18 protein-coding genes are annotated in these 13,625 nt (G+C 66.8%); 7 read left to right on the top strand and 11 right to left on the bottom strand.

Annotated elements, in window-relative coordinates; genetic code table 11:
• Positions 1 to 82: 82 nt before the first annotated feature.
• From ACE3QC_RS08630 to xth, 3 genes are read left to right on the top strand one after another with little or no spacing between them, the layout of a single operon-like run.
• The gene (locus tag ACE3QC_RS08630; RefSeq protein ID WP_374407268.1) at positions 83 to 514 is read left to right on the top strand and encodes a CBS domain-containing protein; all 432 of its coding nucleotides are present in this window, start codon (positions 83 to 85) and stop codon (positions 512 to 514) included.
• A 43-nt stretch (positions 515 to 557) separates the two neighbouring features.
• Positions 558 to 884, top strand: a complete 327-nt coding sequence (locus tag ACE3QC_RS08625) for a HesB/IscA family protein (protein ID WP_374407266.1) — start codon at positions 558 to 560, stop codon at positions 882 to 884.
• Positions 885 to 922: 38 nt separating this feature from the next.
• Positions 923 to 1,696 (top strand): exodeoxyribonuclease III, encoded by a 774-nt coding sequence (xth, locus tag ACE3QC_RS08620; protein WP_374407264.1) that lies wholly within the window; start codon positions 923 to 925, stop codon positions 1,694 to 1,696.
• Between the two features lie 29 nt (positions 1,697 to 1,725).
• On the opposite strand, the gene ACE3QC_RS08615 is transcribed toward xth, so the two are convergent.
• From ACE3QC_RS08615 to ACE3QC_RS08570, 10 genes are all read right to left on the bottom strand, one after another.
• Complete coding sequence (locus ACE3QC_RS08615; protein WP_374407262.1) at positions 1,726 to 2,358, bottom strand: cell wall hydrolase; 633 nt, start codon at positions 2,356 to 2,358, stop codon at positions 1,726 to 1,728.
• Between the two features lie 200 nt (positions 2,359 to 2,558).
• Positions 2,559 to 2,897 carry a DUF1491 family protein gene (locus ACE3QC_RS08610; RefSeq protein WP_374407260.1) on the bottom strand — a complete coding sequence of 113 codons (339 nt, stop codon included), beginning with the start codon at positions 2,895 to 2,897 and terminating at the stop codon, positions 2,559 to 2,561.
• 2 nt (positions 2,898 to 2,899) lie between these two features.
• Positions 2,900 to 3,385 carry a PaaI family thioesterase gene (locus ACE3QC_RS08605; protein ID WP_374407258.1) on the bottom strand — a complete coding sequence of 162 codons (486 nt, stop codon included), beginning with the start codon at positions 3,383 to 3,385 and terminating at the stop codon, positions 2,900 to 2,902.
• On the bottom strand, positions 3,372 to 3,833 hold the full coding sequence (locus ACE3QC_RS08600; protein ID WP_374407256.1) for a PTS sugar transporter subunit IIA: 462 nt from the start codon (positions 3,831 to 3,833) through the stop codon (positions 3,372 to 3,374). The genes ACE3QC_RS08605 and ACE3QC_RS08600 overlap by 14 nt, the downstream gene beginning before the upstream one ends.
• Positions 3,834 to 3,954: 121 nt before the next feature.
• The gene (gene hpf / locus ACE3QC_RS08595) at positions 3,955 to 4,524 is read right to left on the bottom strand and encodes a ribosome hibernation-promoting factor, HPF/YfiA family (RefSeq protein WP_374407254.1); all 570 of its coding nucleotides are present in this window, start codon (positions 4,522 to 4,524) and stop codon (positions 3,955 to 3,957) included.
• 43 nt (positions 4,525 to 4,567) lie between these two features.
• Positions 4,568 to 5,254, bottom strand: a complete 687-nt coding sequence (gene dnaQ, locus ACE3QC_RS08590) for a DNA polymerase III subunit epsilon (protein ID WP_374407252.1) — start codon at positions 5,252 to 5,254, stop codon at positions 4,568 to 4,570.
• A 74-nt stretch (positions 5,255 to 5,328) separates the two neighbouring features.
• On the bottom strand, positions 5,329 to 5,922 hold the full coding sequence (coaE, locus tag ACE3QC_RS08585; protein WP_374407250.1) for a dephospho-CoA kinase: 594 nt from the start codon (positions 5,920 to 5,922) through the stop codon (positions 5,329 to 5,331).
• Positions 5,919 to 6,770, bottom strand: a complete 852-nt coding sequence (locus ACE3QC_RS08580; protein WP_374407248.1) for a shikimate dehydrogenase — start codon at positions 6,768 to 6,770, stop codon at positions 5,919 to 5,921. Before ACE3QC_RS08580 ends, coaE begins: the two co-directional genes overlap by 4 nt.
• Positions 6,767 to 7,345: a Maf family protein gene (locus tag ACE3QC_RS08575; protein WP_374407246.1), complete on the bottom strand. Its 579-nt coding sequence runs from the start codon at positions 7,343 to 7,345 to the stop codon at positions 6,767 to 6,769. Before ACE3QC_RS08575 ends, ACE3QC_RS08580 begins: the two co-directional genes overlap by 4 nt.
• Positions 7,342 to 8,184 (bottom strand): pyruvate, water dikinase regulatory protein, encoded by an 843-nt coding sequence (locus ACE3QC_RS08570; protein ID WP_374407244.1) that lies wholly within the window; start codon positions 8,182 to 8,184, stop codon positions 7,342 to 7,344. The genes ACE3QC_RS08575 and ACE3QC_RS08570 overlap by 4 nt, the downstream gene beginning before the upstream one ends.
• Before the next feature lie 319 nt (positions 8,185 to 8,503).
• Between ACE3QC_RS08570 and hemE the strand changes: the two genes are divergently transcribed.
• The 4 genes from hemE to ACE3QC_RS08550 all read left to right on the top strand — a co-directional run bounded on the left by hemE (position 8,504) and on the right by ACE3QC_RS08550 (position 12,023).
• Complete coding sequence (hemE, locus tag ACE3QC_RS08565; protein ID WP_374407242.1) at positions 8,504 to 9,529, top strand: uroporphyrinogen decarboxylase; 1,026 nt, start codon at positions 8,504 to 8,506, stop codon at positions 9,527 to 9,529.
• Positions 9,530 to 9,560: 31 nt separating this feature from the next.
• A complete protein-coding gene (locus ACE3QC_RS08560) occupies positions 9,561 to 10,004 on the top strand; it encodes a CopD family protein (RefSeq protein ID WP_374407240.1) in 444 nt (147 codons plus the stop codon).
• A gap of 203 nt (positions 10,005 to 10,207) precedes the next feature.
• Positions 10,208 to 11,473 carry a transcription termination factor Rho gene (gene rho / locus ACE3QC_RS08555; protein ID WP_374407238.1) on the top strand — a complete coding sequence of 422 codons (1,266 nt, stop codon included), beginning with the start codon at positions 10,208 to 10,210 and terminating at the stop codon, positions 11,471 to 11,473.
• Between the two features lie 10 nt (positions 11,474 to 11,483).
• The gene (locus tag ACE3QC_RS08550; RefSeq protein WP_374407236.1) at positions 11,484 to 12,023 is read left to right on the top strand and encodes an AAA family ATPase; all 540 of its coding nucleotides are present in this window, start codon (positions 11,484 to 11,486) and stop codon (positions 12,021 to 12,023) included.
• Positions 12,024 to 12,033: 10 nt separating this feature from the next.
• On the opposite strand, the gene ACE3QC_RS08545 is transcribed toward ACE3QC_RS08550, so the two are convergent.
• Positions 12,034 to 13,587, bottom strand: a complete 1,554-nt coding sequence (locus ACE3QC_RS08545; protein WP_374408038.1) for an FMN-binding glutamate synthase family protein — start codon at positions 13,585 to 13,587, stop codon at positions 12,034 to 12,036.
• Positions 13,588 to 13,625 lie beyond the last annotated feature (38 nt).

Here is a 13,625-nt window from a genome sequence, read left to right as displayed (position 1 = left end):
CGCGTTCACGTGGGCTTTTCGCGCGCGATTGGCAATGGCGGGCGTTTCGTGGCATCCTGCGCGCGCAAAGGAGGTCGAAGCCATGGATATAGCCAGGCTGATCGTCGGCCGCGCGAGCGCCGACATCGTGAGCTGCGAAGGGCGAACGAAAGTGCGCGACGCGGTGGCCCTGCTGGCCGATCGCCGAATCGGGGCCTTGCCGGTGGTCGAAGGCGGGCGGGTCGCGGGCATCTTCTCCGAACGCGACGTGCTCTACTGTACGGCGAAGGAAGGCGGCGCCGCGCTCGACCGCACGGTGGGCGAGGTGATGACTGCGCCCGCGATCACCATCGCTCCCTCGACCAAGGTGGACGAGGCGCTGGCACTGATGACCCGGCGGCGCGTGCGCCACCTGCCGGTGGTCGACGGCCAGACGATGTGCGGCTTCATCTCGATCGGCGATCTGGTCAAATCGCGGATCGACGAGGTCGAGCGCGACGCCGCGGCCATGCGCGATTACATCGCGACGGCCTGATCCGGAGCTTGAGCGGGCGGCGAACACACCCCATATCGTGACGATGGCCGAAACGCTCACCCTCACCCCCGCCGCTGCGAAACGCATCGCGTGGATCGCGCAACGGCAGGAAAAGCCCGCGATCCTGCGCCTATCGGTGGAAGGCGGCGGCTGTTCGGGCTTCCAGTACAAGTTCGATCTCGGCGCGCCAGCGGCCGACGACGCGGTGAGCGAGACCGACGGCGTGCGGCTGGTGGTCGATCCGGTCAGCCTCGATCTCGTGACGGGCAGCACGGTCGATTTCGTCGAATCGCTGGGCGGCGCGGCGTTCCGGGTCGAGAATCCCAACGCCGCCGCCGGATGCGGCTGCGGATCGAGCTTCGGGATTTGAGTTAGACCCGCAGGCGCGCTTGGGGCAAAGGTGCGCCCATGAAAATCGCCAGCTTCAACATCAACGGGGTCAAGGCGCGGCTACCGCGCCTGATCGAATGGCTCGAGGAAACGCGCCCCACGGTCGCCTGCCTGCAGGAGGTCAAAAGCCAGGACGAAGGCTTCCCCGCCGCCGAGTTCGAACAGATCGGCTACAAGGCGATCTGGCACGGGCAGAAGGGTTTCAACGGAGTCGCGATCCTCGCCGATGGCGTCGAACCGGTCGAAGCGCAGCGCACCTTGCCCGGCGATCCCGACGACGAGCACGCGCGTTATCTGGAGGCCGACGTCAACGGCGTGCGGATCGTGTGCCTCTACCTGCCCAACGGCAACCCGCAACCCGGCCCCAAGTTCGCTTACAAGCTGGCGTGGATGGAACGGCTGCACGCGCGCATGGCCGACCTATGGGCACTGGAAATCCCCTGCGCGGTCGTCGGCGATTTCAACGTCATTCCCGAGGACAAGGACGTGTGGTCGCCGCCCGCGATGGCGAACGACGCGCTGATGCAGCCCGAATCGCGTGCGGCCTACCGCCGCCTGCTCGCAGACGGGTGGACCGACGCGATCGACACGCTCAACCCGCGTGGCGGGGTGTGGACGTTCTGGGACTATCAGGCCGGCGCATGGCAGCGCGACCACGGCTTCCGCATCGACCATCTGCTGCTGAGCCCCGAGCTCGCCGACCGGATGACCGCGGCGGGCGTCGACAAGGAATACCGCGGGCGCGAGAAGGCGAGCGACCACGCGCCCGTGTGGGTCGAAGTGCGCGACTGACTACCGCCTTCGATGGGCGGCAGATCCAATCAGCGGTAGAAGATGTGGCTGTCGATCGTGGCGCGCGCCTGCTTGCTGTGCCGCCAGCGCGGGCTGACGCGCTTGGCGTGGAAATAGAGCGCATCGCCCGCCTTGCTCGCCCACAGGCCTTCATGCGCGATTTGCGCGACGGCCTTGGCGCGCTTCCACGCCGCCGATCCGCGCCGGATATGCGGCATCGATCCGCCCTTCACGAACGAGAACTGCGCGCGCTGATAGACCACGCCGCAGTAATCGGACGGAAACAGGCCCGAATCGGCGCGATTGATGACGACCTGCGCCACCGCCAACTGGCCGGTGAGCGGCTCTCCGCGCGATTCGAAATAGACCGCGCCGGCGAGGCATTCCATCTCGTCCGAGAGCGTGTCGCGCTCGGGCATCGCGGCGACCAGTTCGGTCAGCGACGCGGCATCGGGGATGGTCTGTTCGGATTCTTCGGGAAGCGGCTGAACCACTTCCTCTTCGACGAACACCGGCACGACCTCTTCGGTCAGCGCAGGCTCGGAAATCTGGGGGTTCTCGCCCGTCTGGGCGTTGGCGCCGGAACCTTCGGCACTGACGATCGTAATACTCGTGATCGCGGCGAGCGCCGCGAACGCGGCAAAGCGGGTCTTGCGACTCATCGATTATCGTTCTTTGAGCGGTGAACGTGCTCAGTCGCAGGCTGGGACCCGATCGCGTTGGCTTGCGTTGGTAGTGGTCCAGTTGTCAGGCCTGCCGGCCGTTCCCCGTCTGCGTGCTAACGACACGGCCGAATGCCGCGTGCGCCGCCTGCGCATCGGTAGTTGCCGCGCCAGATAGATTGCGGCGGTTTCATGTCAACTTATCGCGGCAAGGATGCGACGAACCGTTCCGCATCCGCGACATCCACCTCCAAAATCCAGATATCGCCATCCTGCCGCTTGCGCCGCTCGAGGTATTCCGAAAATTCCATTTGATTTTCAGTATCTTGCGATTTTGCGAGCACGAAGGCGCGGGTTCCGTCGCTCTGTGGCATCCTTTCGAAAAGCACAGCGTTCTCGCCACGAAACATCGTTACGACGAGGATCGTGCCGGCGTCGCGTTCACCCTTTTCGATAACCGTAGCGAATCCCCCCTGCGATTCGGCAAGCCGCAGGATCGCCGCGACTTCGAGGTGCGCAGGAAGGCGTCCATCGCTCACGGTCAGCCCCCGTGAGAGCGATAGCCGGGCAGGCTCGACAGCGCGATCCGCGAGCGCATGAACGTGCCGGTGCCGCGCCCGATCTCGTCGCCTTCGCCGTCGATCAGCCGCGCCTCGGCCACCAGCACGCGCCGCCGGCCGCTGACCCAGCGCCCTTCGGCCACGACTTTCCCCGCGCGCACCGGCTTGGTGAAGTGCAGGTTGAACGAGGTGGTCAGCAGGAAGCGGTCGGTGACCAGCGTGTTAGCGGCGTAGAACGCGGCGTCGTCGAGCATCTTGAAATAGATCGTGCCGTGCGCCGCGCCGGCCGCGTGATAGGCCGCTTCGGTGACGACGAACTCGATCCGCGAGCGTCCTTCGTCCACGATTTCGAGCCGCGAATCGAACAGCGCGTTGACCGGTGCCGAACCGTAAAGCGATTCGAGCGCGCGATGGTGCGGGCCGGCGGCCGGCGATGCGACGCCGGATCGGTCGTCAGGCGGCGTCAAGATCGTTCGCGTTGGTGAACGAGGCGACGAGCGCTTCGACATCGGCCGCCTCGACCAGCATGCGATGGGTCGCCTCGTCGCGCATCAGGCGCGAAATCGCGGCCAAGGCATGGAGATGTGCCGCACCGGCGTTTTCCGGCGAGATCAGCCCGAAGACCAGCTCGACCGGCATCCCGTCTGCCGCATCGAACTCGACCGGCGAGGCGAGCTTGAGCAACGCCGCCACCGGCCGCTTCGTATCGGCAAGCCGCGCGTGCGGAATCGCCACCCCGCGCCCGAAGCCGGTGCTGCCCAGCTTCTCGCGCTCGTCCAGCGCCTCGCGCACGTCGGCAGCGGCGAACCCGTAAGCCCGCTCGAACTGCTGCGCGAGCTGGGCGAGTACGGCTTCCTTGTCGCTTGCGTCGCTCAGCGCGATCGCTTCGGGAATCAGTCTGAAATGTGCGTCCATCGTCCAGTCTTGGGTCTGTCGGGCGTGCCGCCAATCGGCGCGCAGGCGCGCCTTCGCGGCGCAGCCGATCGGAGCAAGCCCCTGCCAATGCGGCGGATTTCGGCGCGCGGGCGCCGCAGCGTCAACGAGGCTCAACCCAGCCGATCGAGCCATCGCGGCGGCGATAGACCATATTATGCCGCCCGGTGCCAGCGTTTTTGAAGAACATCGCGTTGGTGTCGCGCAAGTCGAGCATCATCACCGCATCGGCGACGCTGGTCTCGGGCACATCGGCGGTGGTTTCGGCCACGATCATCGGCGTGTCGTCGCCCTCGATCTCCTCGGCGTTCTCGTCGGCGGCGGCGAAGATCGTGTAGGCGGCCTCCTCCTCGTGCTGAGCATGGGCGGACTGGCTGTGCCGATCCTGCAGGCGGCGCTTGTAGCGGCGGAGCTGCTTGTCGACCTTTTCCGCCGCACGGTCGAACGCCTGATGCGCGTCCTGCGCCTCGGCATGGCCCTTCACGATCATGCCTTGCATCACATGCGTCACGATGTCGCAGGCGAACGCGCCTGCCGCAGCCTTGCCGAACGTCACCTGCGAGGTGAGCGCCCGGTTGAAATATTTCTCGACGATTCCGTTCAGTCGCTCGGACGCATGATCCTGCAGCGCAGCGCCGGTTTCAACCTGGTGGCCAGAGACGCGAATATCCATCGTGGGTCATTCTCCATTGTTGATGCGAGACCCCCCGATCCCGTCAGCCGCCCCAGAGCGGCGTAGTCATCCTGCCGATAAACGCGCGGTGGCGCGCAAGTTCCTCCTCGCTCGCCAGATGCGGACGCGGCGCGCGGGGAATGCGGTCGGCCGGAGCGCGACGCGGCGCAGCGGCAATGTCCACGCTCGCCGTCTCCGCCGCCAGCTCCAGCCCAATCTGCCGCCCGCCGGTCAGCTCGACATAGACTTGCGCGAGCAGCTCGGCGTCGAGCAACGCGCCGTGTTTCACGCGGTGACTGCGATCGACGCCGTAGCGGCTGCACAGCGCGTCGAGCGAGAGCTTGGCTCCGGGGTGCCGCTTGCGCGCGATGGCGACGGTGTCGACCATGCGCGTCAGGCACACCGCCTCGCGCTCGCAGATGGCGAGTTCGGCGTTGAGGAAGCCGAAATCGAACGCGGCGTTATGCGCCACGAGCGGCGAATCGCCGATGAAATCGAGCAATGCCGCAACCGTGTCGCGGAACAGCGGCTTGTCGGACAGGAACGCGGCGGAAAGCCCGTGCACGGCCTCCGCGCCGGCAGGCATGTCGCGTTCGGGATTGAAATAGGCGTGGAAGCTTTCGCCGGTCGCCACGCGGTTGACCATCTCGATGCAGCCGATCTCGACCATGCGATCCCCGGTGGACGGGTCGAGTCCGGTCGTCTCGGTATCGAATACGATCTCGCGCATTGCTATATGTATCGGACTCCGCTGGGCGGGTGACAAGAGGCGCGGCGTGGTTTTTTGGCGCGCTCGGGCGCTTTTCAGCCCATTGCCAGCCGCGCCGCGAGATCGCGCACGGCGGCCTCGGTTTCGGCAAGCGCCGCGCCGGTATCGATGACATGATCGGCGCGTTCGCGCTTTTCCGCATCGGGGGTTTGCAGCGCGAGGATGCGGGCGAACTTGTCCGCCGTCATACCCGGTCGCGCCAGCACCCGCGCGCGCTGCACTTCCGGGGGGGCGGAGACGACCACGACCGCGTCGACCGCAGCGTTGCCGCCCTTCTCGAACAGCAGCGGGATATCGAACACGACCAACGGCGCATTGGCATTGCCGCGCAGGAAGTCCTGCCGCCGCGCCGCCACCGCCGGGTGGACGATCGCCTCCAGCCGCGCCAGTGCCGCCGCATCGCCGAACACGCGCTGGCCCAATTCGTCGCGCAGCACGCCCTCAGGGCCGGTCGCGCCGGGAAACGCCGCCTCGATCGCAGGCACCAGCGAACCGCCCGGCCCCTGCATCGCGCGCACTTCGGCGTCGGCATCGAAGACGGGCACACCGGCTCGGTCGAACATCGCGGCGACGGTGGACTTGCCCATGCCGATCGAGCCGGTGAGGCCGACGATGCGTGGTCGGCTCATCGCGTGAGCCTGTCGCGCAGTTCGGCATCGTGTTCGCGTGGGGCGGGCGCGCCGAAGAACTGCTCGAATGCGGCGGCGGCTTGCCCGATCAGCATCGACAGACCGTCTATCGTCGCGAAGCCCGCCGCATGCGCATCGGCGAGGAAGCGCGTTTGGAGAGGATCGGTCACGATATCGTAGGCGACAGAGCCCGGCGGCGCATGACTCCAGTCAAACGCCAGCGGCGGCTGGCCGCGCATGCCGAGCGGGCTGGCGTTGACCACGAGATCGCAGCAGCCCTGCCGGTCGTCGAACGCGAACTCGGTCGGTTCGGCGAAATGCACGAGAGCGACCGCGTGGTGCTCGCCGTCGGGGTCGAGCTCCTCCAGCAACGCGCGCGCCTTGGCCGGATCGCGCCCCGCAAGCACGATGGTGAAGCCTTCCCGCACCAGCCCGGCCACGATCCCCCGCGCCGCGCCGCCCGTGCCGAGCACGCGCGCCATGCGGAACAGGTGCCGTTCGCCAAGAGTGCCGCCCAAGGGCTCGAGAAAGCCCGCAACATCGGTATTGCGGCCGACCAGCGCTTCGTCCTCGCGCACCACCGTGTTGACCGCGCCGACCTGCCGCGCGAGTGGCTCGAACCGATCGAGCAGCGGCATGATCGCCTGCTTGTGCGGCATGGTGACATTGCATCCGCGCCAGTCCAGGTCTGTCCGGCGCGCCTCGAGATAGTCGGCGAGTCCGCCCTCGGGCACGCGATGTGCGCGGTAATCGGCGTCGAGACCGAGCTTCTCGATCCAGAAGCGATGGATCGCGGGCGATTTCGACTGCGCGATCGGATCACCGATCACCTCGGCATAGGCTGTCATGCCGGGAGCTCGCCCAGATCGCGCAGCGCGCCGAGTACGGGCAACAGCGGCATGCCGAGCACGGTGAACTGGTCGCCCTCGATCCGTTCGAACAGCTGGACGCCCAGCGCCTCGATGCGGAACACGCCGACGCAATGGCCGACTTCCGGCCATTCGGCGTCGAGATAGCTTTCGATGAATGCGTCCGACAGCACCCGCACCTGCAGCGTAGCTAGCGCCGCGTGGCCCCAGGCGATCTCGCCACCGCGCGCGAGCGCCGCCGCCGAATGGAGTTGCATCGTTCGCCCGGAAAACGCACGCAGGTGTTCGGCCGCTTGCTCGCGGCTGGCGGGCTTGTCGAACCGCCGGTCACCCATCACGACCAGCGAATCGCTGCCGAGCACCGGGCTGTCGGCATCGGGCACCGCCAGTGCCTTGGCCTCGGCAAGTGCCAGCGCAACCTGATCGGGCCGCGCGCCCTGCATATCCGCTTCGAGCGCGCGCTCGTCGATCGCCGCGGGCCGCGCTTCGAACGCGACCCCCGCCGCCGCCAGCATCGCCGCGCGCGAGGCGCTTTTGGAAGCAAGGACGATCATATCGGCTTCGATCCCAGCAAGGTCTCGCTCGCACCGTCGCGTTCGCTCAGCAGGCGGATGATGGCGGCGGCGGTTTCCTCGATCGAGCGGCGGGTGACGTCGATCACCGGCCAGCCGTTGTCGGCGAACATGCGCCGCGCGAACTGCACTTCCTCGCGCACGCGCTCGTTGTCGACATAGGAGGTTTCTGTGCCCTCGTTCAGGCTCAGCAGGCGGTTGCGGCGGATCTGCACCAGCCGCTCGGGCGCGGTCGTCAGCCCCACCACCAGCGGGCGGCGCAGCGCAAACAGTGCCGGGGGCGGCGGGCTCTCCACCACCAGCGGGATGTTGGCGACCCGGTAGCCGCGATTGGCGAGGTAGATGCTGGTCGGCGTCTTCGAACTGCGCGAGACGCCCGCGAGCACGATATCGGCTTCCTCCCACCGTTCCCATCCCACGCCGTCGTCGTGCGCGATGGTGAACTGGATCGCCTCGACCCGGCGGAAATAGGCTTCGTCCATCGCGTGCTGACGGCCGGGGCGCCCGTGCGCTTCCTGGCCGAGCTGGTTTTCCAGCGCCTCCGTCACCGCGTCGAGCGCAGGCACCGCGGGCAGGCCGAGCCGGCGGCAATGATCCTCCAGCGTGGCGCGCGTTTCCGGGTTAACCAGCGTGAACAGGACGAGGCCCGGATTGTCGGCGAGATCGGGCAGGATGCGCGAAAGATGCTGGCGCGACCGCACCATCGGCCAGAAATGGCGGACGATCTCGGCATCGTCGAACTGCGCGAGCGCCGCCTTGGCCACCATTTCCAGCGTTTCGCCGGTGGAATCGGATACGAGATGGAGGTGAAGTCGGCTCATCCGGGCGGAAGCGATCGGCTGTGGAGAATGCCCGGCATAAACCACGGGAGAAACCTGCCGACAAGTTCGGGCACGGGATTCATCCTCGCTACCGGCCGATTCCCGCCGCGCTTGTGGACAGGCGCGAGGCGTTCTCGACAGGCTGGGGACAGTGGGGAAAACGATCTGTTGACGCGGCGATGCGGCGAGTCCCGCATCCGCCGACCCTGTTCATCGCGGGAGAAATCGGGCAGGGCGCCGCTGTCCCCGATATCCACAGGGCCAACAGACTCCAGCATCCTTCTTAAATATCTTTATTATTTGGATTGGACCTACCCGAATGCCCGGCATTCTTCTCGATACCCTGCACGGCAAGCGCGGCGCGCGCGTGCCGCTCTGGCTCATGCGCCAAGCGGGCCGCTACCTGCCTGAATACCGCGAACTGCGAGCCGAGAAGGGCGGGTTTCTCGAACTGGTCTACGATACCGAAGCCGCCGCCGAGGTCACGCTCCAGCCGATCGCGCGGTTCGGGTTCGACGGAGCGATCCTGTTTTCCGACATCCTGATCGTGCCTTACGCCATGGGGCAGGATCTCGCGTTTCTGGCGGGCGAAGGGCCGAAGCTGTCGCCGCCGCTGGTCGATACCGCGCTGGCAAGCCTCGCCGCAGTGCCGGAACGTCTGAACCCGATCTACGAGACGGTGCGCCGTGTTCGCGCCCGGCTTGGCGAGGAGACGACGCTGCTCGGCTTCGCGGGCAGCCCGTGGACCGTTGCGACCTACATGGTCGCGGGCGAGGGCAGTCGCGACCAGCACGACGCGCGCGCGCTTGCCTATCGCGATCCGGCGGGCTTCCAGGCGATCGTCGATGCCATTGCCGACGTGACGATCGAATACCTCGCCGGACAGGTCGAGGCGGGCGCGGAAGCCGTGCAACTGTTCGATTCCTGGTCGGGCAGCCTCGCGCCCGATGAATTTGAACGCTGGGTGATCGCACCCAATGCCCGGATCGCGGCCGCGATGGTCGAGCGCTTTCCCGGCTTGCCGGTGATCGGCTTTCCTAAGGGCGCGGGCGAGAAACTGCCCGCCTATGCACGCGAGACCGGCGTTGCGGCGGTCGGGGTGGACGAGACGCTCGATCCGCGCTGGGTCGCGGCGAACCTGCCCGAAAACATGCCGGTGCAGGGCAATCTCGATCCGCTGCTGCTGCTCGCGGGCGGGGAGCGGCTGATCAGCCGCACCAGGGCCATTCTCGAGGCCTTCGCGGGCCGTCCGCACGTGTTCAATCTCGGCCACGGGATCGGCCAGCACACGCCGATCGCGCACGTCGAGACGCTGATCGAAACGGTCCGCAAATGGAGGGGGTGACGAACGCCGTGCGGCGCACTACATCGCGCCCATGCAGGACGTCCTCGGCATGACCTACTACTGGCTGAAGGCGGGGCATCTGATCTTCGTCATCTTCTGGATGGCCGGGCTGTTCATGCTGCCGCGCTTCTTCGTCTACCATCAGGAATCGGCCGTCGGATCGGCTGAGGATGCCGCGTGGATCGAGCGCGAACAGCGGCTGTTGAAGATCATCCTGCTGCCTTCGATCGTCGTCGTCTGGGCGTTCGGCCTGTTGCTCGCCTGGTACACCGCCGCGTGGACGCAAGGCTGGTTCCACGCCAAGCTGCTGCTGGTGCTCGCGCTGTCGGGCTATCACGGCTGGGCGTCGGCCTACGCGAAGAAGCTCGCGCGCGGCGAGCGTCCGCTCGAGGGGCGCAAGCTGCGGCTGCTCAACGAAGTGCCGGGTATCGCCGCGGCGCTGATCGTCGTGCTGGTGATCGTCCGCCCGTTCTGAATCGCGGGCGGAACGCTCCGCCGGCGCGCAATCCGAATTGACGCCTGCCGCGCGCGGGCGTATTTCATCACTCTCTTTTCCGGTCGAGGCGGCGCCGAACTCGCGTCCGCCGGGTCCGCTTTCCCCAAGCCTGCCTGTCGTTTCATGCGATGGGAGACCTGCCGGCCATTCCCGATACCAATTCCATTACGGAAACACGCGAAATGCATCTGAAAGAACTGAAATCGAAAGCCCCGGCCGACCTCGTGTCGATGGCCGAGGAACTGGGCGTCGAGGGCGCCTCCACCATGCGCCGGCAGGACCTGATGTTCTGCATCCTGCGCGAACTCGCCGAAGACGAGGAATACGACGAGAAGATCATGGGCGTGGGCACCATCGAGGTGCTGCAGGACGGCTTCGGCTTCCTGCGCAGCCCCGAGGCGAACTACCTCGCCGGCCCCGACGACATCTACGTCTCGCCCAACCAGATCCGCAAATGGGGCCTGCGCACCGGCGATACGGTGGAAGGCGAGATCCGTGCGCCGAAGGACGGCGAACGCTATTTCGCGCTCACCAGCCTCTCCAAGGTCAATTTCGACGACCCCGACGCCGTCCGCCACCGGACCAATTTCGACAACCTGACGCCGCTCTACCCCGAAGCGAAGCTCAACCTCGACACGCTCGACCCGACGGTGAAGGACAAGAGCGCGCGGGTGATCGACATTATCTCGCCGCAGGGCAAGGGCCAGCGCGCGCTGATCGTCGCCCCGCCGCGCACCGGCAAGACGGTGCTGCTGCAGAACATCGCCAAGGCGATCACCGACAACCACCCCGAGGTGTTCCTGCTGGTCCTGCTGGTCGACGAACGGCCCGAGGAAGTCACCGACATGCAGCGTTCGGTCAACGGCGAGGTCATTTCCTCGACGTTCGACGAGCCCGCCACGCGCCACGTGCAGGTCGCCGAGATGGTGATCGAAAAGGCCAAGCGGCTGGTCGAGCACAAGAAGGACGTGGTGATCCTGCTCGATTCGATCACCCGGCTCGGCCGCGCCTACAACACCGTGGTCCCGTCATCGGGCAAGGTGCTGACCGGCGGTGTCGACGCCAACGCGCTCCAGCGGCCCAAGCGCTTCTTCGGCGCGGCACGCAATATCGAGGAAGGCGGCTCGCTCTCGATCATCGCAACCGCGCTGATCGACACCGGTAGCCGCATGGACGAGGTGATCTTCGAAGAGTTCAAGGGCACCGGCAACTCGGAAATCGTGCTCGACCGCAAGGTGGCCGACAAGCGCATCTTCCCCGCGCTCGACGTGGGCAAGTCCGGCACCCGCAAGGAAGAGCTACTGGTGGACAAGGACAAGCTCTCCAAGATGTGGGTCCTGCGCCGTATTCTCATGCAGATGGGCACGATCGACGCGATGGAATTCCTCCTCGACAAGATGAAGGATTCCAAGACCAACGAGGACTTCTTCGCCACGATGAACCAGTAGGATCGCGGGCGTGCCCGGCCGGGTTCACGCGCCGGTTCGCTCGGTCGTCACCGGCGGGCCCGGCACGGGCAAGTCCACCCTGCTGGAGGAACTGGCGCGGCGCGGGATCGCGACCGAGACGGAGGTGGCGCGGGCGATCCTGCAGGCGCCGGGCGGAATGGCCTTGCGGGCCAGGGATCCCGCCGGTTTCGCGCGCGCGATGTTCGAGGCGGAGCTTGCCGCATGGCACGGTGCCCAACGGCGTGACGGTCCGACGGTGTTCGACCGGGGCTTTCCCGACATCGCCGGCTTTCTGGCACTCGAGGGGCTGCCGGTTCCGCCCGAGATCGCCGATGCCTGCCGCGACCTGCGCTACGACGGGCCCGTGTTCCGCGCACCGCCGTGGCAGGCGATCTATCGGCCCGACGCCCAGCGTATTCAGGACTGGGACGCCGCCTTGGCCAGCGATGCCGCGGTCACCGCCGCATGGCGCACGTATCGCTACGAACCGATCGACCTGCCGCTGGCGGACGTGTCGGACCGGGCCGACTTCGTTCTGGCCCGCTTGTAGCCGAGCGAACCTATGCCTGCGCGAAGCTCTCGGCGCGGGCCTGTTTCCAGGCGCGGGTATATTGGGTGCTTTCGGGATCGGATAGCAGCTGCCCCGTTTCGACGAAGTTGTAGATCGTATCCATGCTGTCGGATCGGGCATTGTTCCAGCGTTCGGAGATGTTGCACGGGTCGATCTGCCACGGGTTCTCGAGCCCCATCGCGACGACCATCTCGCGCAGGGCATGGAGCGTGTGGCGCTGGAACCGGGTCACGCGCTCGGCTTTGTCCATCACCACCAGCCCGCGCTGGCGGGTCGCGTCCTGCGTTGCGATGCCGGTCGGGCAGGTATCCTCGTGGCAGCGCATCGACTGGACGCAGCCCAGCGCGAACATGAAGGCGCGCGCGGCGTTGCACCAGTCGGCGCCGAGGCCGAAGTTCATCGCCATGCCCGCACCCGAATGGACCTTGCCCGCCGCCGCCAGCCGCACTTCGCCCTTCAGATCGCATCCGACCAGCGCGTTGCGCACCAGGATCAACCCTTCGCGCAGCGGCATCCCGACGCGGTTCGACAGCTCCACCGGCGCCGCCCCGGTCCCACCCTCGGCCCCGTCGACCACGATATAGTCGAGCCGGATGCCGGTCTCGCGCATCGCCTTCATCAGTGCGAAGACTTCGTGCGGCTTGCCGACGCACAGCTTCGCGCCGACCGGCTTTCCGCCCGACAGGTCGCGCAATTGCGCAGCCCATTCGAGCAGTTCGATCGGGGTCGAAAACGCGGAGTGCGCCGCGGGCGAAATGCAGTCCTTGCCAACCGGAACCCCGCGAGTCTCGGCGATTTCCTCGCTGACCTTGGCGCCCGGCAACATGCCGCCGTGGCCCGGCTTCGCGCCCTGGCTGAGCTTGATCTCGACCATCTTCACCTGGTCGATCTGCGCGGTGTCGGCGAAGCGGGCGGGATCGAACCGGCCGTCGTCCGTGCGGCAGCCGAAGTAGCCGCTGCCCAGTTCCCACACCAGATCGCCGCCGTGCTCGCGGTGATAGCGCGAGAGGCCGCCTTCGCCGGTGTCGTGGTAGAAATTGCCCGCCGCAGCGCCCTTGTTGAGCGCGCGGATCGCGTTGGCCGAGAGCGAGCCGAAACTCATCGCCGAGATATTGAGTAGCGCTGCGGAATAGGGCCGCGCGCATTGCGAACTGCCGACATCGACGCGCCATTCGGTTGGCGCGGCCTCGTTGGGGACGATCGAATGCGCGAGCCATTCGTATTCGCTCGAATAGACATCGAGTTCGGTGCCGAAGGGGTGCGAATCGAGCTCGCCCTTGGCGCGGGCGTAGACCAGCGCGCGCTCGTCGTGGTTGAACGGGCGGCCTTCGAGGTCGCCTTCGACCACGTAGGCCCGGGCGTAGGGGCGCAGGTCCTCCATCAGCCAGCGCACACGTGCGAGCAGCGGATAGTTGCGCCGCAAGGTGTGCTTGTTCTGCACGAAGTCCCACGCGGCCAGGAGAAGCATCGGAAGCGTGACCACGAGGCCCCAGCGCAGCGGATGCCACAGCACGAACAGCACGCTGAGTGCCGCGAGCGCCATCGGCAGAGCGAAGCGCGTTACGATGTTTCCCGACAGGT

Source organism: Pelagerythrobacter sp., from assembly GCF_041912895.1.
Lineage (GTDB): Bacteria > Pseudomonadota > Alphaproteobacteria > Sphingomonadales > Sphingomonadaceae > Pelagerythrobacter.
Note: the sequence above shows the minus strand (reverse complement) of the source record. Positions and strands in the feature narration are given on the sequence as shown.